The organism is Massilia timonae CCUG 45783 (assembly GCF_000315425.1).
GTDB classification, from domain to species: Bacteria; Pseudomonadota; Gammaproteobacteria; order Burkholderiales; family Burkholderiaceae_D; genus Telluria; species Telluria timonae.
Window position 1 is genome coordinate 142,667 of record NZ_JH992922.1, and the last position, 21,008, is coordinate 163,674.

17 protein-coding genes are annotated in these 21,008 nt (G+C 67.0%); 10 read left to right on the forward strand and 7 right to left on the reverse strand.

All coding sequences use genetic code 11. The annotated features are described in order from the left end of the window. Position 1 precedes the first annotated feature (1 nt). The 4 genes from HMPREF9710_RS00600 to HMPREF9710_RS00615 are packed head-to-tail and all read right to left on the reverse strand — an operon-like array spanning position 2 to position 4,694. Positions 2-1,174 (reverse strand): HlyD family secretion protein, encoded by a 1,173-nt coding sequence (locus HMPREF9710_RS00600; RefSeq protein ID WP_005662880.1) that lies wholly within the window; start codon positions 1,172-1,174, stop codon positions 2-4. After that, a complete protein-coding gene (locus HMPREF9710_RS00605; RefSeq protein ID WP_005662882.1) occupies positions 1,171-2,733 on the reverse strand; it encodes an efflux transporter outer membrane subunit in 1,563 nt (520 codons plus the stop codon). The genes HMPREF9710_RS00600 and HMPREF9710_RS00605 overlap by 4 nt, the downstream gene beginning before the upstream one ends. Before the next feature lie 2 nt (positions 2,734-2,735). Continuing rightward, a complete protein-coding gene (locus HMPREF9710_RS00610) occupies positions 2,736-3,887 on the reverse strand; it encodes an AI-2E family transporter (RefSeq protein ID WP_005662884.1) in 1,152 nt (383 codons plus the stop codon). Between the two features lie 24 nt (positions 3,888-3,911). Then, positions 3,912-4,694: a 3-hydroxybutyrate dehydrogenase gene (locus tag HMPREF9710_RS00615; protein ID WP_005662886.1), complete on the reverse strand. Its 783-nt coding sequence runs from the start codon at positions 4,692-4,694 to the stop codon at positions 3,912-3,914. Positions 4,695-4,870: 176 nt separating this feature from the next. On the opposite strand from HMPREF9710_RS00615, the gene hepT reads away from it, so the two are divergent. The 6 genes from hepT (at position 4,871) to HMPREF9710_RS27610 (ending at position 11,920) form a co-directional block, all read left to right on the forward strand. Then, a complete protein-coding gene (hepT, locus tag HMPREF9710_RS00620) occupies positions 4,871-5,290 on the forward strand; it encodes a type VII toxin-antitoxin system HepT family RNase toxin (protein WP_005662888.1) in 420 nt (139 codons plus the stop codon). A gap of 126 nt (positions 5,291-5,416) precedes the next feature. Next, on the forward strand, positions 5,417-6,001 hold the full coding sequence (locus HMPREF9710_RS00625) for a DUF2760 domain-containing protein (protein WP_005662890.1): 585 nt from the start codon (positions 5,417-5,419) through the stop codon (positions 5,999-6,001). Further along, positions 5,998-7,854, forward strand: coding sequence for an Hsp70 family protein (locus HMPREF9710_RS00630; protein ID WP_005662893.1), 1,857 nt, complete (start codon positions 5,998-6,000; stop codon positions 7,852-7,854). Before HMPREF9710_RS00625 ends, HMPREF9710_RS00630 begins: the two co-directional genes overlap by 4 nt. Continuing rightward, a complete protein-coding gene (locus HMPREF9710_RS00635; RefSeq protein WP_005662895.1) occupies positions 7,851-10,664 on the forward strand; it encodes an Hsp70 family protein in 2,814 nt (937 codons plus the stop codon). Before HMPREF9710_RS00630 ends, HMPREF9710_RS00635 begins: the two co-directional genes overlap by 4 nt. 110 nt (positions 10,665-10,774) lie before the next feature. Continuing rightward, complete coding sequence (locus HMPREF9710_RS26850; protein ID WP_081589824.1) at positions 10,775-11,440, forward strand: potassium channel family protein; 666 nt, start codon at positions 10,775-10,777, stop codon at positions 11,438-11,440. A gap of 3 nt (positions 11,441-11,443) precedes the next feature. Continuing rightward, a complete protein-coding gene (locus HMPREF9710_RS27610) occupies positions 11,444-11,920 on the forward strand; it encodes a hypothetical protein (RefSeq protein ID WP_157225397.1) in 477 nt (158 codons plus the stop codon). Between the two features lie 297 nt (positions 11,921-12,217). Here HMPREF9710_RS27610 and HMPREF9710_RS28740 read toward each other — a convergent pair whose 3' ends face one another. Further along, positions 12,218-12,352, reverse strand: coding sequence for a hypothetical protein (locus HMPREF9710_RS28740; RefSeq protein WP_267871907.1), 135 nt, complete (start codon positions 12,350-12,352; stop codon positions 12,218-12,220). 205 nt (positions 12,353-12,557) lie between these two features. Here HMPREF9710_RS28740 and HMPREF9710_RS00645 point away from each other — a divergent pair, with 205 nt between their 5' ends. Both HMPREF9710_RS00645 and HMPREF9710_RS00650 read left to right on the forward strand, forming a co-directional pair. Further along, positions 12,558-15,278 carry an HAD-IC family P-type ATPase gene (locus HMPREF9710_RS00645; RefSeq protein ID WP_005662897.1) on the forward strand — a complete coding sequence of 907 codons (2,721 nt, stop codon included), beginning with the start codon at positions 12,558-12,560 and terminating at the stop codon, positions 15,276-15,278. Between the two features lie 140 nt (positions 15,279-15,418). After that, a complete protein-coding gene (locus tag HMPREF9710_RS00650) occupies positions 15,419-18,112 on the forward strand; it encodes a PEP/pyruvate-binding domain-containing protein (RefSeq protein ID WP_005662899.1) in 2,694 nt (897 codons plus the stop codon). 29 nt (positions 18,113-18,141) lie between these two features. Here the strand turns inward: HMPREF9710_RS00650 and HMPREF9710_RS00655 are convergent, their stop codons facing one another. Further along, complete coding sequence (locus HMPREF9710_RS00655; RefSeq protein ID WP_005662901.1) at positions 18,142-18,831, reverse strand: class I SAM-dependent methyltransferase; 690 nt, start codon at positions 18,829-18,831, stop codon at positions 18,142-18,144. Positions 18,832-18,960: 129 nt separating this feature from the next. Here HMPREF9710_RS00655 and HMPREF9710_RS00660 point away from each other — a divergent pair, with 129 nt between their 5' ends. Together HMPREF9710_RS00660 and HMPREF9710_RS00665 are read left to right on the forward strand one after the other, a co-directional pair. Beyond that, a complete protein-coding gene (locus tag HMPREF9710_RS00660; RefSeq protein WP_005662903.1) occupies positions 18,961-19,665 on the forward strand; it encodes a hypothetical protein in 705 nt (234 codons plus the stop codon). A 90-nt stretch (positions 19,666-19,755) separates the two neighbouring features. Next, on the forward strand, positions 19,756-20,397 hold the full coding sequence (locus HMPREF9710_RS00665; protein WP_005662905.1) for a DUF4230 domain-containing protein: 642 nt from the start codon (positions 19,756-19,758) through the stop codon (positions 20,395-20,397). Between the two features lie 10 nt (positions 20,398-20,407). Here HMPREF9710_RS00665 and HMPREF9710_RS00670 read toward each other — a convergent pair whose 3' ends face one another. Beyond that, positions 20,408-20,968: a TetR family transcriptional regulator gene (locus tag HMPREF9710_RS00670; protein ID WP_005662907.1), complete on the reverse strand. Its 561-nt coding sequence runs from the start codon at positions 20,966-20,968 to the stop codon at positions 20,408-20,410. Between the last annotated feature and the right edge of the window lie 40 nt (positions 20,969-21,008).

Here is a 21,008-nt window from a genome sequence, read left to right on the forward strand (position 1 = left end):
GTCAATAAAGATAAGAAAGGTAGCTCATCAGGCGGATGAAGACGGCGCCCAGCCAGTTCATCACCGTGTAGTCATCCGTATACACCAGCACGTCGGCCTGCCCGCCGATCCTGGCCGCGCGCAGCTGCGCGCGTTCGGAAGGGTCGAACTCCACGGCGACCGGGAAGCGCTGCGCCTGCCGCAGCCAGTCGCGGCTGTTGTCGATCTCGGGCAAGGTGCCGGCCTTGGCCTCCCGGCCCGCATTGACCCCGCTGCCCACGCTGCGCACCCGACCCTTCAAGACCTGGCCCGGCACCACGTCGAGCACGATCGCGACCTCGTCGCCCGGCGCGATATTGCCGAGGTTATTCTCGGTCATGTCGGCGCTGATCCAGAGGTCGTGCACGGCGATCAGGGTCATCGCCGCCGAACCGGCCTGCACGACCTGGCCGACATCGGTGCGCAAGTCGGTCACCAGACCGCGCGCGGGTGCGGTCACGGCCGTACGCTCCAGATCGAGCTCGGCCTTCTCGACCGCCGCGCGGGCGCTGAGCAGCTGCGCATTGCGCTCCCCTTCATCGCCGGCCGCCTCCTCGGCGCGGCGCAGCTCCGCCTGGGCGGCGATTTCCTGGCTGCGCGCCGTGGCCAGCGACGCGCGCGCATTCTGCACCCGGCGGATCGACAGCGCGCCGGGGTCTTCGGCAAAGATCTGTTCCAGCCGGCCCGCATCCTGCTTGGCGAACACGTGCATGGCCCTGGCGGCCTGCAGCGCCGCATCGGCCGCCTTGACCGCCAGCGCCGAGGCATTCACCGAACGCCGCACCGATTCATAGTCCGCCAGGCTGCGCCGCAGGGCGATGCGGTAGGTGCTGGGGTCGATATGGAACAGGAGCTGCCCTTCCTCCACCTCGTCGTTGTTCTTGACGTAGACCTCCTGCACCATGCCCGTCACCTCGGACGCGACCGGCACCACGAAGGCTTGCACCCGGGCCTGCGAGGTGTATGGCGTCAGGCGATCCGCCACCAGATACCAGCCCAGGCTGGCCACGATCAGCGCCAGCACGATGGTCAAGCCCAGCCGGCTTTTCCTGCCCGGCCGCGCCGGCGCCGGCGCGCCCGATGCGGCCGGGATGGGCGTCGGCGCCGCGTCGCCGGGCGGCGCCGTCTGTTCGAGCTTGACCGGGTCCGGACTCATGGGTTGCGCTCCCCGCCGGGCGCCGGCAAGGGCGCGCGCAGGACGTCCTTCCAGTCGCTGCGCCGCTCCATGACGGCGCGGGTCGCCTCGTCCACCGGCGGCCGGCTCCTGCCCTGTTCCCAGCCGCCGCCCATTGCTTTATAGAGGGCGATCAGGTTCTGCACCAGGCTGCCCCGGGTCGTGGCCAGGAGCTCCTGCTGGCTATACAGGACGCGCTGCGAATCGAGCACGCGCTGGAAATCGGTCAAGCCCTCGCGATACTGGAAGCTGGCGATATCCAGCGACCGCTGGGCGGCCTTGACGCCATCGGCCAGCAGCACGATCTGCGCGCCCGTCCGGGCAAAGCCGGCGGCCGCATCGTCGACCTCGCGCGCCGCATTCAGCACCGCGCCCTGGTACTGCTCATAGAGCTGCTGGAAGCGGGCATCCTGCACCAGCACGCCGTTGCTCAGGCGGCCATGGTCGAACACATTCCACAGCAGGCCCGATCCGAGCGCCCAGTTCAGCACCCGCGGCGCGCCATCGAGCGAGGTGGCCGACAGGCCCACCGATCCCAGCAGCGAGATCGAGGGATAGAGCTCGGCCGCGCTCACGCCGATCAGGGCCGACTGGGCCGCAAGCTGCATCTCCACCGCCCGCACATCCGGCCGCCGCCGCAGCAGATCGGCGGGCAGCTCGGTGATCAGGTCGGCCGCCACGTCGACCGGCAGCCTGGTCATCGTGTGCCGGCCCGCCTCACTTGTGTTCATCTCGGGCAGCGGGCCGGGCGCGCGCGCCAGCAGCGTGCTCAGGGCGTTCTGCGCCTGGCGCAGGCCGATCTCGAGCGGAGGGATCGTGGCGAGGGTGCCCAGGTACAAGGTCCGGGCCTGCTGCACATCCAGCTCGGCCTCGTTACCGCCGCGGAACAGCAGCTCGGTGATCTGCAGGCTGCGTAATTGCAAGGCCGCATTGTCGCGCGCGATCGCCAGCCGCGCCTCGGTGGTGAGGATCGTGTAATACAGGCTGGCCACCTGGGCCGCCATCAAGACCTGCACGTCGTCGTAGCGGGCGATGCTGGCCAGGTAGCCGGCGTCGGCCGCCTCGATGCCGCGCTTGAACTTGCCCCAGAAATCAAGCTCCCAACTGATGTCGACACTGGTGTTGAAGTCGGTCAGGCTGCTGTCCCGCCCTCCTGCCCGCCGCTGTCCCACGCGCAGCAACTCGCTCCTGAACTGCTGCCCCTGCGGATAGAGCGTGCTGCCGGCGATCCCGAGCTCGGCGCGTGCTTCCATGATGCGCAGGCCGGCGGCGCGCACCGTGGGGTTCACGCGCTGCGCCTCGGCGATCAGCGCGTCGAGCACGGCATCATCGAAGCTGCGCCACCATTGCTGGACCGATGCGCTCCCCTGCGCGCCGGCGCGCGGGTTCAGGGAGGCCAGCGAGCCGCCGTCCCAGCTGGCCAGCGCGGCCGGCATGGCGGGGCGTTCGAAGTCGGGCCCGACCGTCGTGCAGGCGCCCAGCAGCGCCGCGCCCGCCAGCGCCAGCGCGCCCCTGCCCGACCGCTTCCCGACGCCGCACACGGCTACTCCGGCGGCGCCGCCGCAGGCACGGACACAGGCGCCGGCGCAGGCGCTGGCGGCGCCACGGCATCGGGGCTGTTCGCCACCCACCACATGAAGGCCTGGTAGCTCAGGGCAAAGAAGACCGCGCCGACGAACATGCCCAGCAGGCCGGCGCTGGCCAGGCCGCCCAGCGCGCCGAGCAGGATCACGGGCATCGGCGCATCCACGCCGCGTCCCAGCAGAAGCGGCTTGAGCACATTGTCGAGCGAGCCGGCGACCAGGAGCAGCACGGAATACGTGACCGCCTGCGTGCCGCTATAGCCGCCGCTGGTCCAGATATAGATAATCACCGGCAGGGTCGCCAGGATGGCGGGCACCTGCACGATGCCCAGCACCAGGATGAGCAGGGACAGCAGGCCGGCGAACGGCACGCCGGCGATGATGAACACCAGCCCGATCACGATGGCCTGGATGAAGGCCACGCCCAGCACCCCCAGGGCGACGGCCCGGATGGTCGCCGTGCACAGCACGGCGAACTCTTCGCCGCGCTCGAAGCCCACCATGCGCACGAAGATGGCCCGGATGCCGTTGGCGCTGGCCCGGCCCCAGGCCATGATGATGCCGGCGACGATGAACGAGAACAGGAACAGCAGCATCGCGCCGGCGATGCTGGCCACCACCTGCAGCGCCCTCCTGGTCAGGTCCGCCACTTGCGCATGCCTGCTGCGCAGCAGCGCCGGCAAGTCGGTATAGGCCTCCGACCACACTTCGTGGATGCGCTTGCCGACCAGCGGCCATTCGGCCACATTGGGCGACGGCGCGGGCACCTTCAGGGTGCCGGCGCGGACGCTGGCGACGGCGTTCTGCAGCGATTCGCCGAGCGAGGTCATCAGGATCGCCGTCGGCACCCCGATCACCACGATGGCGACCAGCACCAGCAGCGTGGCCGCCAGCCCCTGCTTGCCGCGCAGGCGCTGCGCCAGCTTCTGGTGCGCCGGATACAGGGTCACCGCCAGGATGATCGACCAGGCCACCAGCGCCAGGAAGGGAGCGAAGATGCGATAGCTCAGCAGCGCCAGCCCGAACACGATGCCGGCCCGGATGAACACATCCAGCAGCTTCCTCGACAGGCGTTCTTCGAGGTTGCTATCGAGCTCGTAGGGTGCGTTCACGGGGCGGTCCTTTTCTATCGTTGCCTACTCCATGAACCACCCATGGCTCACGATCAGCGACTGGCCGGTGAGCGCATTCGAGGGGAAGGCGGCGAAGAACAGCGCAACCCGGGCCACGTCCTGGACCGTCGTGAACTCGCCGTCGACGGTTTCCTTGAGCATGACGTTCTTGATGACCTCGTCCTCGGAGATGCCCAGCTCGCGCGCCTGCTCCGGAATCTGCTTGTCGACCAGCGGCGTGCGCACGAAACCCGGCGCGATCAGATTGGCGCGCACGCCGTGCTTCGCGCCTTCCTTGGCCACGACCTTGGTCAGGCCTTCCAGTCCATGCTTGGCCGTGACATAGGCCGACTTGAGCACCGACGCTTCTTTCGAGTGCACGGAACCGATATAGATGATGCTGCCGCCACGGCCGCCCGCGTACATATGCCGCACGCAGGCGCGCGTGGCGAGGAAGGCGCCGTCGAGGTGGATCGCCAACATCTTGCGCCAGTCGATGAACGGAAACGCCTCGATCGGATGCACGATCTGGATGCCCGCATTGCTCACCAGGATATCGATGCCGCCCCATTGCGCGACCACCGCCTCGATGCCGGCCTCGACCTGGGCTTCATTGGCGACATCCATGCCCACGCCCAGCGCCTGGTGGCCGGCGTCGCGCATCCCGGCTGCGGCAAGCTCGGCCGCCTCCAGGTCGAGGTCGGCGATGGCGATGCGCGCGCCTTCGCGCGCATAGGTGAGCGCGATTTCCTTGCCGATGCCGCTGGCGGCGCCGGTGATGACAGCAACCTTTCCTTCGAGCTTCATGAGGCCTCCGTGGAATGTCTGTCACATGCTCGACCGCTCGCACGGTTCAGACAATTGGACCTTGGTCGCATGATCCGGACAAGACGGGCGCCGCGCCTTGTTGTTTGACGTACTGGCACCATCTGCATGGTTTGCCCCTTGTTGGGCGCACGATGACCACCGAAAACGGAGGCGCCATGGATGACGACATTCTGATCAGCAAGGCCGGCACCATCGAACGCTGCTGCCGGCGTGCCCGCGACGAGTATGAAAAAGACCCAAATACTTTCCCTGATGACATCACGCGCCAGGATGCCGCCACCCTGAACGTGATTCGCGCCTGGGAAGCGGCGATCGAGATGGGCGACTATGTGATCGGCAACGCCCGCCTCGGCCTGCCGCAGGACGAGCGCGAAGTCATCACCTTGCTGGCAGAACATGGCTGGATCACGCCCACCCTGGCCGAAGACCTCAAACGCACCGGCGAGTTCTGCCGCGCCGAATGGGATCATCAGGCGTCGCCGCTGCCGGCGCTGGTGACCATCATCAAACGCGGCCTCGACGATTTCACCGATTATTCGGCCGCCCTGGTGGGCGGTGTACGACTCATCGAATAAACTTATCCCCCAGTTGTCGGCGCGAAAAACAGGCGCCAACTGGTATGATTCGCCTTTTTCCGGGGGTGGCTCTCCCATTGTCCGACATGACAGGCAGCCATCCCGCACCTGATTACCAAGAAAAAAATGAGCACACCTTCCAATCTGCCTGGCTTCTTCAGCCGCCTGTCGATCGCCTTCGGCGCCCTGTTCAAGTCGCTCGGCGACGCCGAGTTCGCCGCGCGCGTGCGCGATGACGGCGTCGGCCCGACCGCCGCGCCAGCCCCGGCGCCTGCCCCCGTCCCGACACCAACTCCAGCACCTACCCCGGCCCCGGCGCCACTGCGCGCCCCGACCCCGGATTCGGCCCTGCAACTGCTGAGCCTCTTCCAGCGCGAAGCGCGCCTGATCGACTTCGCCCACGAAAACCTGTCCGCCTATTCGGACGCCGACATCGGCGCCGCCGCCCGCGTCGTGCACGAAGGCTGCGCGCGCGTGCTGCGCGAGCATTTCGCCATCGAACCGGTGCGCAACGAAGCCGAAGGCAGCCGCGTCACCCTCAACGAAGGCTTCGACGCCGCCAGCGTGCGCCTGACCGGCAACGTGGTCGGCAAGGCGCCGTTCACCGGCACCTTGAGCCATCGCGGCTGGCGCGCTTCCAAAGTCACGCTGCCGCAGCTGGCCGAGAGCCACGATGCGCGCGTGCTGGCCCCGGCGGAGGTGGAACTGTGAGCCAGCTTGACAACGCACGCTATGCCATCGGCATCGACCTGGGCACCACCCACAGCGCCCTCTCCTATGTCGACCTGCAGGCCAGCGACGGCGAGAAGGCCGTCGAGTCGGTGCTGCCGATCCCGCAGCTGACCGCGCCCGGCACGATCGAGGCGCTGCCGCTGCTGCCGTCCTTCCTCTACCTGCCGCACCCGGACGAGATGCCGGCCGGCGAACGCGCCCTGCCCTGGAGCCAGGGCGAAGAAACCGCGGTGGCGGGCGAGATGGCGCGCAGCCGCGGCGCCACCACGCCGATCCGCCTGGTGTCGTCGGCCAAGAGCTGGCTGTGCCACCCTGGCGTGGACCGCCGCGCCGCGATCCTGCCGCAGGACGCGCCGGACGAAGTGCCGCGCGTCTCGCCGCTGGCTGCATCGACCCGCTACCTCGAACACCTGCGCCAGGCCTGGAACGCGGCGCATCCGCAAGCGCCGTTCGACCAGCAATCGGTCACGGTCACCATCCCCGCCTCGTTCGACCCGGCCGCGCGTGAACTGACCGCGGAAGCGGCGCGCCAGGCCGGCTTCGCGCCCACCCTGCTGGAAGAGCCGCAGGCGGCCCTGTACAGCTGGATCCAGGGCAGCGGCGGCCGCTGGCGCAAGCAAGTGCAGCCGGGCGACATCATCCTGGTGGTCGACGTCGGCGGCGGCACCAGCGACTTCTCGCTGATCGCGATCCTGGAACGCGACGGCAAGCTCGAACCGCACCGCGTGGCCGTGGGCGACCACATCCTGCTGGGCGGCGACAATATGGACCTGGCACTGGCCCACTTCGTGGCGCGCAAGCTCGCCACCAACGGCACGCAACTGGATGCCTGGCAGATGCGCGCCCTCACCTATGGCTGCCGCAGCGCCAAGGAAGAACTGCTGGCCAACCCCAACGCCACCACCCATCCGATCGTGGTGCCGAGCCGCGGCTCGAAGCTGATCGGCGGCTCGATCCGCACCGAACTCACGCGTGAAGAAGTCACCTCTTTCATTACCGACGGTTTCTTCCCGCGCGTCGAAGCATCGGCGCGTCCAGCCGTGCGCGCCCGCGCCGGCCTGACCCAGCTCGGCCTGCCGTATGCGCAGGACGCCGCGATCACGCGCCACCTGGCCGCCTTCCTGGCGCGCCAGGCCGGCGCCACCGCCGAACTCGAAGGTTTCCAGGGCCGCGTGAACGCGGAACATACCTTCCTGCATCCGAGCGCGGTGCTGTTCAACGGCGGCGTGTTCAAGTCCGGCATCCTGGCCCAGCGCGTGATGGACACCATCAACGACTGGCTGTACATGGAAGGCGCGGAGCCAGCGCGCATGCTCGAAGGCGCCGACCTCGACCTGGCAGTGGCGCGCGGCGCGGCCTATTTCAGCTACGCGCGGCGCGGCGGCGGCGTGCGCATCCGCGGCGGCACGGCGCGTTCCTACTACGTCGGCGTCGAATCGTCGATGCCGGCCATCCCCGGCATGGAGCCACCGCTGGAAGCCTTGTGCGTGGCGCCGTTCGGCATGGAAGAAGGCAGCGAGCTCGAACTGCCCGGCCAGGAATTCGGCCTGGTGATCGGCGAGCCGGTGACCTTCCGCTTCTTCGGTTCGACCGTGCGCCGCCAGGACCGCATCGGCGAGGTGCTGGAATTCTGGGGCCCGGACGAGCTGCAGGAACTGAACGAGATCCAGGCCACCTTGCCGGCAGAAGGCCGTGTGGCCGGCGAAGTCGTGCAGGTCAAACTGCATGCGCTGGCGACTGACGCGGGCACGCTGGAACTGGCGGCCGTCGCCCGTGACGGCCAGCGCTGGAAGGTCGAGTTCGACGTTCGACCCGCCTCCGACGCACAGTGACGTACCTGGTAGGCATCGACCTTGGCACCACGAATACGGTGCTGGCCTTTGCCCATGACGGCAAGGGCGCGATCGAGCTGTTTTCGGTCGACCAGCTGGTGGCGCCCGGCGAAGTCGCCGGCGCGCCGCTGCTGCCGTCGATGCGCTACCACCCGGGCGCGGACGAACTCGCGCCCGGCGAGCTGCAACTCCCCTGGCATGCCCTCGATGTCGCCGGCGTCGAACGCGTCGCCCTCGGCCGCCTGGCGCGCGCACTCGGCGCGGCCACGCCGGGGCGCCTGGTGGCCAGCGCCAAGAGCTGGCTGTCGCATACTGGCGTGGACCGCATGGCGCCGATCCTGCCCTGGGGCGCCGAAGGTGACGTGGCCAAGGTGTCGCCGGTGGCGGCCAGCGCCAGCTACCTGGCCCACCTGCGCGCCGCATGGAACACGCGCTTCCCCAAGCAGCCGCTGGAACGCCAGCAGATCGTGCTCACGGTTCCCGCCTCGTTCGACGAAGGCGCGCGGGCGCTGACGCTGGAGGCGGCGAAGCAGGCCGGCCTGCCGGACGTGCGTCTGCTGGAAGAACCGCAGGCCGCGCTGTACGACTGGCTGTACCGGCATCGCGCCGACCTGGCGCAAGATCTCGGTGATGCGCGCCTGGTGCTGGTGGCCGACGTCGGCGGCGGCACCACCGACTTCAGCCTGGTCAAGGTCGAGGCCAGGGATGGCGAGCCGCTGCTCACCCGCATCGGCGTGGGCAACCACCTGATCCTGGGCGGCGACAATATGGACCTGGCGCTGGCCCACCTGGTCGAAGCGCGCATGGCGGAACAAGCCGGCGAAGACGCCACGCGCAGCCGCCTGTCGAGCGCGCGCCTGGCCCAGCTCACCGAACGCTGCCGCGCCGCGAAAGAACAGCTGCTGGCCGACGATGCGCCCGACCACGTCACCGTCACCCTGCTCGGCGCCGGCAGCCGCCTGATCGGCGCCAGCCGCAAGGCCGACTTGCGGCGCGCGGACATTGAACGCATCGTGCTCGATGGCTTCTTCCCGCTCAATGCGGCGCAAGAGGACGCCAAACGCGCGCGCGCCGGCATCGTCGAATTCGGCCTGCCGTATGCGAGCGACCCGGCCATCACGCGCCACCTGGCGGGCTTCCTGCGCCAGCACGCGGCCGCCGCGCGCGAGGCGCTTGGCCTGCCCGACGATGGCGCGCTGCCGGTGCCCGACACCGTGCTGCTCAACGGCGGCGTGTTCCGCGGCGCGGCGCTGGCGCAGCGGCTGGTCGATACCCTGGCGGCATGGCGTGGCGCGCCAATGCGCGTGCTGCACAACGACAACCCCGACATCGCCGTCGCCCGCGGCGCCGTGGCCTATACGCTGGCGCGCCAGGGCCTGGCGCCGGCCATCGAAAGCGGCGCCGCGCGCAGCTATTACCTGCTGCTCGATGGCGAGGCGCAAGGAGACAAGCTGCGCACCGTCTGCCTGCTCCCGCGCGGCACGCCGGCCGCGCTCGAGGTGGCGCTGGCGGACCGCAGCTTCGCGCTGCGCGTCGGCCGTCCGGTGCGCTTCCACCTGGTGTCGACCATCGCCGACAGCGGCGCGCCGCCGCAGGCCGGCGACCTGGTCGACCTCGATCCGTCCGAGGTGGTGCGCCTGCCGGCGATCGCCACCGTGCTGCGCGCCGCGCGCGGCGCGCCAAGCGAGACCCCGGTGCGGCTGGTCACGACGCTGAGCGAAGTCGGCACGCTCGACGTGCATTGCGTGGCCGAGGATGGCGGCCAGCGCTGGCAGCTCGCCTTCCAGTTGCGCGGCGAAGATGACAGCGATACGCAGGAAGAGGTGCTGCCTCTGGAGCTGGATGCCGCCGTCGACAAGATCGAGCGTGTGTTCGGCGCCCGCTCGAAACAGGTCGATCCGAAGGAAGTGAAACAGCTGCGCGCCGGCCTGGAGCATCTGCTGGGCGCGCGCGAACGCTGGACCACGCCCCTGCTGCGGCGCCTGTTCGACGCCCTGCTGGCGCGCGCGAAAGGCCGGCGGCGCTCGGTCGAGCACGAGCGCGCCTGGCTGAACCTGGCCGGCTACTGCCTGCGCCCCGGCTTCGGCCATCCGCTCGACGAATGGCGCATGGAGCAGCTGTGGGCGATGTTCGAGGGCGGCGTCCAGCACCACAAGGACAGCCAGGTGCGCGCCGAATGGTGGACGCTGTGGCGCCGGGTGGCGGGCGGCCTGTCGACCGCATCGCAGCTGCGCGTGCTGGACGATTTCGCCTTCAACCTGCAGGCCGACGAATCGGAGCGCGGACGCCGTCCGGTCACCCTGGTCGACGGCAGCGAAGAAGACATGCTGCGCGTGGGCGCCTCGCTCGAACGCATTCCGTCGGCCTACAAGGCGGAGATCGGTGAATGGCTGCTGGGCCAGATCGAGGGCATCCCGTCCGGCGGCAAGCTCGATGCGCGCGCCAGCGCGCGCTATGGCCGCTATCTGTGGGCCCTGGGCCGGGTTGGCGCGCGCCAGTCGTTCCAGTCGAGCGCCCACGAAGTGGCCCCGCCCGAGGTGGCCGAAAGCTGGCTGGTAAAACTGCTGCAACTGGACTGGCGCAAGGTGGAGCCGGCCGGCTTCGCCGCCGCCCACATCGCGCGCATGACGGGCGACCGCTCGCGCGATATTGGCCAAGCGGTGCGCGAAGACGTGCTGCGGCGCCTGGCCGCCAGCGGCGCGCCGCCGATGTGGACGGCGATGGTGCGCGAGGTGGTGGAGCTGGACCAGGCGGTCGAGACGCGCCTGCTGGGCGATGCGCTGCCGCCGGGGCTGAAGCTGCTGCACTAGGAACGCTGTGAGTATTGGTTAGCCTTTTTTCAATCCATGGGTTTATCATAACTAGTTCATCAACGGCTACTTGGCAATCCTGTCGACACCAATTTTCGACAACAGTCAAAATGAAGAAAAAAACAAATGCGTTTTTTTGGATAATTTCTCCGACTTATAAATTTGCAGAGAGAAATAAAATAAATCTATCCCAAAAACCCGATGGGAAGACCAAAATTACAGATGGCATAAAAAAATACAATGTTTATTATTTGAGGGTAAGCATTGCACTAATACTACCGATAGAGGTGTTTTTTCAACTAACCTCTACGAGTGAAAACTGGAAACTCGAAAAATACTTCATTACTGTATTTTTAGGCTGGCTTATATTTTCAAGATCGATTGAGATTTTTAAAGCATTCTTAGACGATGCGGTAGAAAAATTAAACGGACTACCTTCCACCAGCAAGCTGAATTTTGGCGACCGACTACGTTTAGCATTTAACAGCTATATCGAATTAGTCATCAGTTTCGGCATTTTATACTACATACTACCATCAACTTTCTTTAAAGGAAGTGCTTCACCATTTTTCTTTGAGAACATTTTCGAAGCCATATATTTCAGCGGTGTTACGATGACAACTATAGGCTACGGCGATATAAGTCCTGCCAATTGGTTTACTCAAATAATGATTTTATTTCAAGTATTCTGTGGGCTAACTTTGGCATTGGTTTCCTTTACTGTCTACACTAGCTTAGCACTTTCAAATCCAAAAACGACTGATGCAGAGGAATAGATTATGGCAGATGAGATAAGCGCAGTCCTTAACACAGAAAATGGGCCAATCGCAACGAGAGATCTTTCCTATTTCCTCTATCTCTTTCGTGCCGCTTATGTAGCCGCGCACCAAGAAATTAATTCACAACAGCATGTAGAACTAGCAACGGACTACCAAGCACTTGAGTTTTCGAAAACAATAAAAGCTCGCATCGCTAATTTCCACTGGTCCTCCATTCGTGATCTGGCCTTATACGAACTACACCCTAAAGACGAGCTATCTATAATTGATATATCCCGAAGAAACCCTCTTGACATTGTATTTGCCGCAACCCCTCCCGCACTTATAGTTGCAGTAATTATTGCTGGTGGATCCTTCCAGTTTAACTCTGGCAGAATAATTTTACCCTCTCTAAAAAATGCGATAACCAATATGAGAGTAGCATTTGGCCAGCAACCTCAGCAAAAAATTACTCCACCGAGAGAAGATCAGCCATAGGCTGCAGGGTAAAATATCAAGATTGACATAATTGAGCATGGGCTAGCAAGTGCCGCTCTCGCAAAGTCAACTTATGTAATTAAAAAGCCGCACAGGATCAACGACGCCGGCTTGCCCTTGCGCAGATGCAGCGGTTCGCTTATCTCGACCACGCGCAGGCCATGCCGCTCGAACGGCGCAATCCAACTCAAAATCGTGCGGAAGTACCAAGGCGGCGCGTCTTGGAAATCGTCGCTGCAGCCGGCCTGGCTCTCTGAGCGCCAGCCGTCGACATAGGGGCGCGTCGCCGCAGGCCCATCAAGGGGTGACGGTCCGCACGATCAGCGTTCCGCCGGCGCGCACATAAGTCGGCGCGGCGGCGAACAGGCCGTCGACCGCTTCATGTCCGATCAGCGAGAACTTCGAACGCATTCCGTCGGCCAGCAAGCTCAATGCGCGTGCCAGCGCGCGTTATGGCCGCTACCTATGTGTTGGACCAGGCGGTCGAGACGCGCCTGCTGGGCGATGCACTGCCGCCGGGATTGAAACTGCTGCGCTGACGCCGCCATACCCAAGCATCGGGGTCGGGATTCGTTGATGACCAAAACTTACTATGCTAAGTTTTGCTCATCAGGTAATCAGGGAGCTGTTTCCTTGCATGTCCATGACCACGTCCTCCATCCCTTCCACGCCGGTCGCAGACTGGCATGCGATGCCGGCCGACGCCGTCCTGCGCCAGCTGGCTTCGATCCCCGACGGACTCGCACCGGATGAAGCGGCGCGGCGCCTGGCGCTGCACGGCCCCAACACGCTGCCATCGCCACCGCGCACGCCCGCCCTCCTGCGCTTTCTGCTGCAATTCAATAACGCGCTGATCCTGTTCCTGCTCGCCGCCGCGGCACTGGCCGCCGTGCTCGAACACTGGGTCGACGCGGCCGTGATCGTCGGCGTGGTCACCGTGAACGCCATCGTCGGCTTCGTCCAGGAAGGCAAGGCGGAGCAAGCCCTCGGCGCCCTGCAAGCCATGCTGGCGCCCACTGCGCGCGTCGTGCGCGCCGGCCAGCACGCGACCGTCCCGGTGGCCACGCTGGCGCCGGGCGACGTGGTGCTGCTCGAAGCCGGCGACCGCGTCCCCGCCGACCTGCGCCTGCTGCGCGCCCGCGCCCTGCTGGTCGACGAAGCGATCCTCACCGGCGAATCGGTGGCCAGCGTCAAGACCGGTCACGCCGTCGACGCCGGTGCGGCGCTGGGCGACCGCGAAGGCATGGCGTATTCAGGCACGCTGGTCGCCGCCGGCCAGGGCCTCGGCCTGGTGGTCGCCACCGGCAGCCATACCGAGATCGGCCGCATCAGCACCATGCTCGGCAAGGTCGAGCCGCTCACCACGCCCCTGCTGCGCCAGATCAACGGCTTCGGGCGGCGCTTCACGGTGCTGTCGATCGCCGTCGCCGCGCTGCTGTTCGCCTATGCGGTCGGCTTGAAGGGGATGGACTGGGTCGAGGCGCTGATGATGGTGGTGGCGATCGCGGTGGCGCTGGTGCCCGAAGGCTTGCCGGCGGTGATCACCATCACCCTCGCCATCGGCGTGCAGCGCATGGCCGCGCGCCACGCCATCGTGCGCCGCCTGCCGGCGGTGGAGACGCTGGGCGCGACCACCGTGATCTGTTCCGACAAGACCGGCACCCTGACCCGCAACGAGATGACGGCCTGCCGCGTGGTGACCGGTGCGGGCAGCATCGGCGTGAGCGGCGCCGGCTATGCGCCGCTGGGCGCGTTCGCGCTGCCCGAGGACGGCGCCGGCCTGCCGGCCAATGCGCGCCGCCTGGTCGAAGCCGGCCTGCTGTGCAACGACGCCCACCTGCGCCTGGCTGCGGGCGGCTGGCATGTGGACGGCGATCCGATGGAAGGCGCGCTGGTGGCGCTGGCAATGAAGGCCGGGCTCGAGCCGGACGCCCTGCGCGCCGGCCATCCGCGCGCCGACGAGATCCCGTTCGACGCCCAGCACCGTTTCATGGCCACGCTGCACGGCCTGGCCGACGGCGGCGCCGAGCTGTTCGTCAAGGGCGCGCCGGAACGCGTGCTGGCCATGAGCGGCGCGCAACTCGACGTGTCCGGGGCAAGCATGCCGCTGGATACCGCTTGCTGGGAAGGCCACGTCGCGGCGGCGGCCTCCAGCGGCGAGCGCGTGCTGGGCTTCGCCCTGCGGCGCTTCGCGCATGCGCCGCCGCAGCTGGACTTCGAAGCCGTGGACGAGCTGGTGTTCCTGGGCCTGGTCGGCTTCATCGATCCGCCGCGGCCCGAGGCGCTGGCCGCGATCGCCGATTGCCGCAGCGCCGGCATCGCGGTCAAGATGATCACCGGCGACCATGGCGCGACCGCCGCCGCCATCGCCGCGCAACTCGGCCTGGCCGAGCAGCCGGTGGTGGCGACCGGCCAGGACGTCGACGCCGTCTCCGACGCCGAGCTGCGGACCCTGGCGCGCCGCACCCACGTCTTCGCCCGCACCAATCCCGCCCACAAGCTGCGCGTGGTGCGCGCGCTGCAGGCCGAGGGCGAGGTGGTCGCGATGACCGGCGACGGCGTCAACGATGCCCCGTCGCTGAAGCAGGCCAACGTCGGCATCGCCATGGGCAACAAGGGCACCGAGGCGGCCAAGGAAGCGGCCCAGATCGTGCTGGCCGACGACAACTTCGCTTCCATCGTGGCGGCCGTGAGCGAGGGACGCACCGTCTACGACAACATCCGCAAGGTCATCGCCTGGACCCTGCCGACCAATGGCGGTGAGGTGCTGGCGATCGTCGCGGCGCTGGTGCTGGGGTTGACCCTGCCGATGACGCCGCCGCAGATCCTGTGGATCAACATGATCCTGACCATCACGCTCGGCCTGGTGCTGGCCTTCGAGCCGGCCGAGCCGGGCGTGATGGCGCGCCGGCCGCGCGATCCGCTAGCGCCGCTGCTGTCGCCCTTCATGCTGTGGCGGGTGGCGTTCGTGTCGGTGCTGTTCACCGCCGGCGTGTTCGCCGTGATGGCCTGGGCCGAACGCCGCGGCCTGGACACCGAGACGGCGCGCACGATGGTGGTCGACACGCTGTGCGTGCTGGAGATCTTTTACCTGTTCAACGTGCGCTACCTGCACATGCGCTCGTTCACCTGGCGCGGCGCGCGCGGCACGCCGGCGGTGCTGTGGGCGATCCTTGTCGTGGTGGTCGCGCAGCTGGCGTTCACCTACCTGCCGTGGATGCAGGCGCTGTTCGATACCCGCGCCGTAGCGCTCATCGACGGCGTGGCGATCCTCGGCATCGGGCTGGCGTTCATGGTGGTGCTCGAATTCGAGAAGCTGCTGCTGCGGCGCTGGGGCGTGTTCGCGGACATCAGCTAGACAATGCGCCAGGGTGGTTCCGTCCAGGCCTCGGCATGCGCATGCGTGGCAAGGCCTGGCAGCCGGGACCACGACTGCCGGGCTGACACCGCAGGCAAGGTCATTTATATTGCTCGGATTACAAAGTCAATGTGGCGGCGATGGATACGATCGATACGCAGGCAAGGCAATGTTTGGCGACCGGCGTGACCGCCGAGGGACAGGCTGCGCCATTTCTGGTGGCAATCCCGGATGCCGGCCCCGCATCCCGCGAAACGCTGGGCGGAAAGGCGTGGTCGCTGCATCGGCTTGCAGCGTCGGGATTCAATGTGCCGCCGGCCCATGTGCTGACAACCGCCTTCTTCGCGCCCTGGATCGCAAGGCTGCGCGCCACGCCGGCCTGGCAGACATTGACTCAGGCGGAGCAACCGGACTGGCCTACGGCCTGCGCCGCACTACGCATCCACGTGGACGGCCTCGAATGGGACGCCGACCAGCGGCGCGCCATCGACCTCCTGGCGAGCCAATGCCAGGCGCATGAACCCGGCGTGCGGTTCGCGGTGCGCTCTTCGTCGCCCGACGAAGACCTCGCCGCCGCCTCGTTCGCCGGCGTGTACCGCACCTGCCTGGGCGTGCCCGCTTCCCGGCTCGAGGAAGCGATCCGCGACTGCTTCGCCTCTTGCCTGGCCGTCCCGGCATTCGCCTACAAGAGCGCGCGTGCGATGCCGGTGTTCGAGCCGGCGATGGCCGTCATCGTCCAGCGGCAGGTCGAGAGCGAAGTCTCCGGCGTGGGCTTTTCCATCAATCCCCTGACGAACGACCTGGACGAAGCGCTCGTCAATGCAAGCTGGGGGCTGGGAGATGCGCTGGTCGATGGGCAGGTCGTGCCGGACCAGTTCGTGCTCGACAAGGCGAGCGGACGCCTGCTCGAAGGCACGCCGGGCAGCAAGGCATGCCCCGCGCCGCATGGCGCGGGCTTCTGTCTCGATCCAGCGCAACTGGCCGAGGTGACGGCGACGCTGGCCAGCGTCGAAGCATTGTTCGGCGCTCCTGTCGACATGGAGTTCGCCTACGCCGCGGGAACGCTGCATCTGCTGCAGGCGCGCCCGGTCACGGCATACACGCCGCTTACGCCGGACATGACTTCCCGCCCCGGCACGCCACGGACCCTGTACATGGACATCTCTCTCGCCAAGGGCATGACGATCAATGCGCCGGTGTCGCCCATGGGCCAGGACTGGCTGAAACACACCATCGCGCACCTGATCCGCCACTGCGCCGGTCCGGTCGACCTGCCGCTGGACCGGGCCGACGGATGGCTGTGCATCCAGGGTGGGCGCATGTACCTGAATCTTTCCCGCGTCCTGTGGCTGGCGACGCCCCTGCAACTCGCGCACAGCAATGCGCCGACCGACCAGCTTCTCGCGGAAACCCTGGCCACCATCGATGCCACCCGCTACCGCTCTGCGACACGGCCATCGCTGTTGCCGCTCCTGCGCGTCGTGCCCGGCGCGCTTTGGAGGCTGCGGCGCGCATTGTGGCGCAGCCTGCATGCATTCATCGCGCCGGACCATGCGCGGCGCCTGCATCGTCTGCGCGAACGCGACGCCATGGCGCGCCTGTCGGCGCCGGGCGGCAAGGACTCGACACTGCCGCAGCTGCAGCAACGGCTCGGCGCGGTGGCGATCGAGGCCATCGTCGACGTCGCCCTGCCGGCGATGCTCGCCGGCGTCGGCGCCACCGCGACGCTGGCGCGCCTGGCGCGCAGGCATTGCGACGACGAGCGGCGTCTGCTCGCCAGCCTGACGCGCGGCGCTGGCGGCAACCTGGTGGTGGAAATGGGCATCGCCATGGTCCGCCTGGCGCGCATGCTGGCGCCCGCCGACTACGCCGATACGGATTCGCTGGCTGCCCGCATCGCGCGCCGCGAGATGCCGGCAGCCTTCCTGGCCGAGTGGGACCGGTTCCTCGCTGTCTATGGCTGCCGCGGCCCGGGAGAAATGGACCTCGCCAATGCCAGCTACCGGGACGATCCCGCCATCCTGCTGCGCCAGATGTCCTTCCTCGCCGGCGTGTCCGATGAGCGCGATCCGGCAGCCGCCCATCGCCGGCTGGCGCAGGAACGGGAACGAGCCTACACGGCACTGCTGCGCAGGTTCGGGCCCGTGCGCCGCCTGCTGCTCAAACGCCTGTACGCGGTGTCGACCGCGTTTGCCGGCAGCCGCGACACACCGAAGCATATCAACCTGATGTTCCGCCAAAGCATGCGAACCCAGGCGCTGGCGCTTGGCGCAAAGCTGGTGGCAGAGGGGCGCCTGGACGATCCGCACGATATCTTCGGCCTCTACTATGCCGACCTGGAGCCGGCACACGCTGACCGGCCTGACTTGCGCGAGCGACGGCGCATGCGGACCGGCTTTCTGCAAGTGCTGGCGCGACAAGTGCACGTCTTTCCCTCATTGATCGACTCGCGTGGTCGCATCCTGCGCGCGCCGCGGCGGGACGACCGGACCGGCGGATTGCTTGGCGTAGGGATATCGCCCGGGGTAGCAAGGGGCCGCGTCAAGTGCCTGCGCAACGCGCACGAAAAGTCGCTTGCGCCGGGCGAAATCCTGGTCGCTTTCACCACAGATCCGGGATGGACGCCGCTGTTCGTCAACGCCGCCGCCATCGTCCTCGAAATCGGCGGCGCGCTGCAGCATGGCGCATTGGTCGCGCGGGAGTTCAACAAGCCCTGCGTGGTAGGCATCGGTGACGTCTTCCAGCGACTGCGCGATGGCCAGCTGGTCGAGGTCGACGGAGAGCGCGGCATCGTGCTCGTCATCGACGAGCAGGCTAAAGACAGCGTGTCCTGAAGGTCGCCTGCCATCGAGGGCAGCCGCCGTCAGCCGGGGCGATCCGGCGAATCCGGCATGACGCCGGCCAGAATGAGCGACACCGGCTTGCCGGTATGCGGATGCAGCGGCTCGCGCATCTCCACCACGCGCAGGCCGTGCCGTTCGAACAGCGCGATCCAGCTCGAGATCGTGCGGAAGTACCAGGGCGGCGCGTCCTGGAAGTCAGTGCTGAAGCCGGCCCAGCTGCCCGCACGCCAGCCGTCGACATAGGGGGCATCGCCGCAGGCCATCAAGGGGTGGACGGTCTGCACGATCAGCGTTCCACCGGCCCGCAGATAAGTCGGCGCGGCGGCGAACAGGCCGTCGACCGGTTCATGTCCGATCAGCGAGAAGTTGGCGACGGCGACGTCAACCGACAATGCCAGCTCGCCGGCCGCGATCCGTTCATACGACAGCACGCGGAAGTCGCCGCCGCCGACCGCCCGCGCCTGCCGGATAAGGCCGTCGATCGCATCCACGCCGACCATCTCCACCTCGGGCAGCGCGCGCACCAGCCAGCCTTCGCCGCAGCCGAGATCGACGCCTGTGCGCGGCGCGCGCGCGCGCACCGCCTCGACGATGGCGGCATTGGTCACCAGGGTGCGGCTTTCGATTTCTCCGCTGCGCACGGCGCTGGTCCAGGGAGTCGCATTGCGCGACCAGGATTCGAGGATTGCTGCGTCGGTATGGCTGCTCATATTCCCTCCTTGACGCCGATTATGCACCAACCGAACGCGTCGTCCCGGCATGGCGGTCGTGGTTTTCAGTGAACCTTTTTCATCGCCGGCACGAGATAATGCAGGGTCGATTCCGGATGATGCCTGCCCATGCCCCGATCAAGATACGCCTGCCTGATTGCCCTCACCTTCTTCGCCACCGCGGCCAGCGCCGCCGACGAGGCCACTCGGGTGTTCGTCGAGAACGGCGAGCTGCATTATTCCGGCTACCTGGACGACGACGCCAACCAGCGCCTGTTCGCGCTATACGACAGCCTGGCCATCAAACCGACGGTGCTCGCCATCGAGAGCAAGGGCGGCATCGTCGACTTCGGCCTCGACCTGGGCGACTGGGTGTACCGGAAGGGCCTGGACGTCAAGGTGAGCGCGTACTGCCTGTCTTCCTGCGCCAACTACGTGTTCACCGCCGCGCCGCGCAAGACCGTCAGCAACGTGGCCGTCATCGGCTTCCACGGAGGCATCAGCAGCGCGACGTTCAACCTTGGAGGTGAACGGAAAGCCGCCTACGATGCCATGACGAAGGAACAGCAGGACGCATTCTGGGCCGGCCATCGGAAGGAAATCCAGCCGCTGCTCCAGCGCGAGACCGATTTCTTCAAGAAGATCGGCGTCAGGCAGTACATCACGACGTATGGACAGGCGAGCCGCTTCGACCTGCCCGATATGGACGGATGGACCTTCACCAGGGAAGACTTCGCCCGCTTCGGCGTCGATCGCATCGAGGTGATCGACGGACCATGGCGACCGGCAATGCCGGGCAAGGCCATCACGATCACCACGATCGAGGTCGACTAGGCGCCTATCCCGGCGCTGGGGGGCGTCGGCCATCGGCTGGATCGGGTAGACTGGCCGCCGTCGCTTCCACGCACCTGCCATCGCCGTCCCATGACATCTCCGCAACGCCTGCCGATCCTGCTCGTCGCCGTCACCGCCGCCGCCATCATCTTCGCCTTCATCAAGAAGCCGGCCGAGCAGGTGGCGCCACCGCCGCCGCTGATTTCGCTGGAAAAAATGGGGCACCTCGTCTCGCTCAAGATGAACTACGCGGACGTCATCGAGTTCACGCAACCGAACGCGGTCGATATCCCCTGGTCGCAATGGGAAGTACGGCTGGGCAGCACCCGCGTGCTGCTGGTCGCGCGCGGCGATTGCACCATCGCAACCGACCTGCGCCAAGCGCGCTACGAAGACATCGACGAGCGAGCGCGCACCCTCACCATCGTGCTGCCGCCGCCGACTCCGCTGCAGGCGCGCATCAGCCACGAGGCGCGCAACCGGGGCGGCTCCTATTTCTATGCGGTCACCGAACAGGGGCTGCAAGCCTTCATTCCTTCCGCCCAGACACGCACCACGGCGATGAACAATGCGCTGGGCACGGCGCAGAAGGCGGTGCAGGCGGCCTGCAGCCAGCCGGCCGTGCTGAACACGGCCAAGGAAAACGCGGCCACCGTCATGCAGGCCACCCTGGCCGCCACCGGCTGGATGCCGACCGTCATCTGGGAACCGCTGTCGGGCGCCAGGCCCTGAGCGGCCGCGCCTATCCGCCCACCAGCGCGACGAAGCGCGCGAGTTCCTCGTCCACGAAGGCTTCCACCGGCTTGACCGGGTTGAAGGCCCACCACAGCAAAGCGCCCTGCCACTGGCTCGCCATGAACCTGCCGACGCCGGCGGGCGCGCCGGGCGTCGCGGCGAAACAGGCATCCAGCGCGACATTCAGGGTATTGCCCCAGGCGGCGCCGCGCTCGCGCAGCAGCGGGTCGCGCAGGTCTTCGCGTAGCAGCAGCAAGCCCTGGGCGTAGGCTTCGATGCCGCCATAGTCGCGCGACAGGCCGACCAGCAGCCGGCGCGCGCCAAGTGGCGTGCGCTCCATCGAGCCGATCAGATCGGCGGTGCGCTGTTCCAGCACGTCCCATGCATGCAGCAAGGCGCGCTGACGCAGCCCGGCCTTGCTGCTGAAGCGCTGCACCAGGGTCGCGCCGGACAGGCCGGTCGCCGCTGACAGGCTGGCGAAGGTCAGGTGGTCCGGGCCGCTGCCGTGCATCAGCGCGACCGCCTGGTCGAGGACCGCCAGGTCGGGAAGGGTCTTGGTGCGTGCCATGCCGGCATTATCCCATAAGCGAACAATCATTTATAATTGA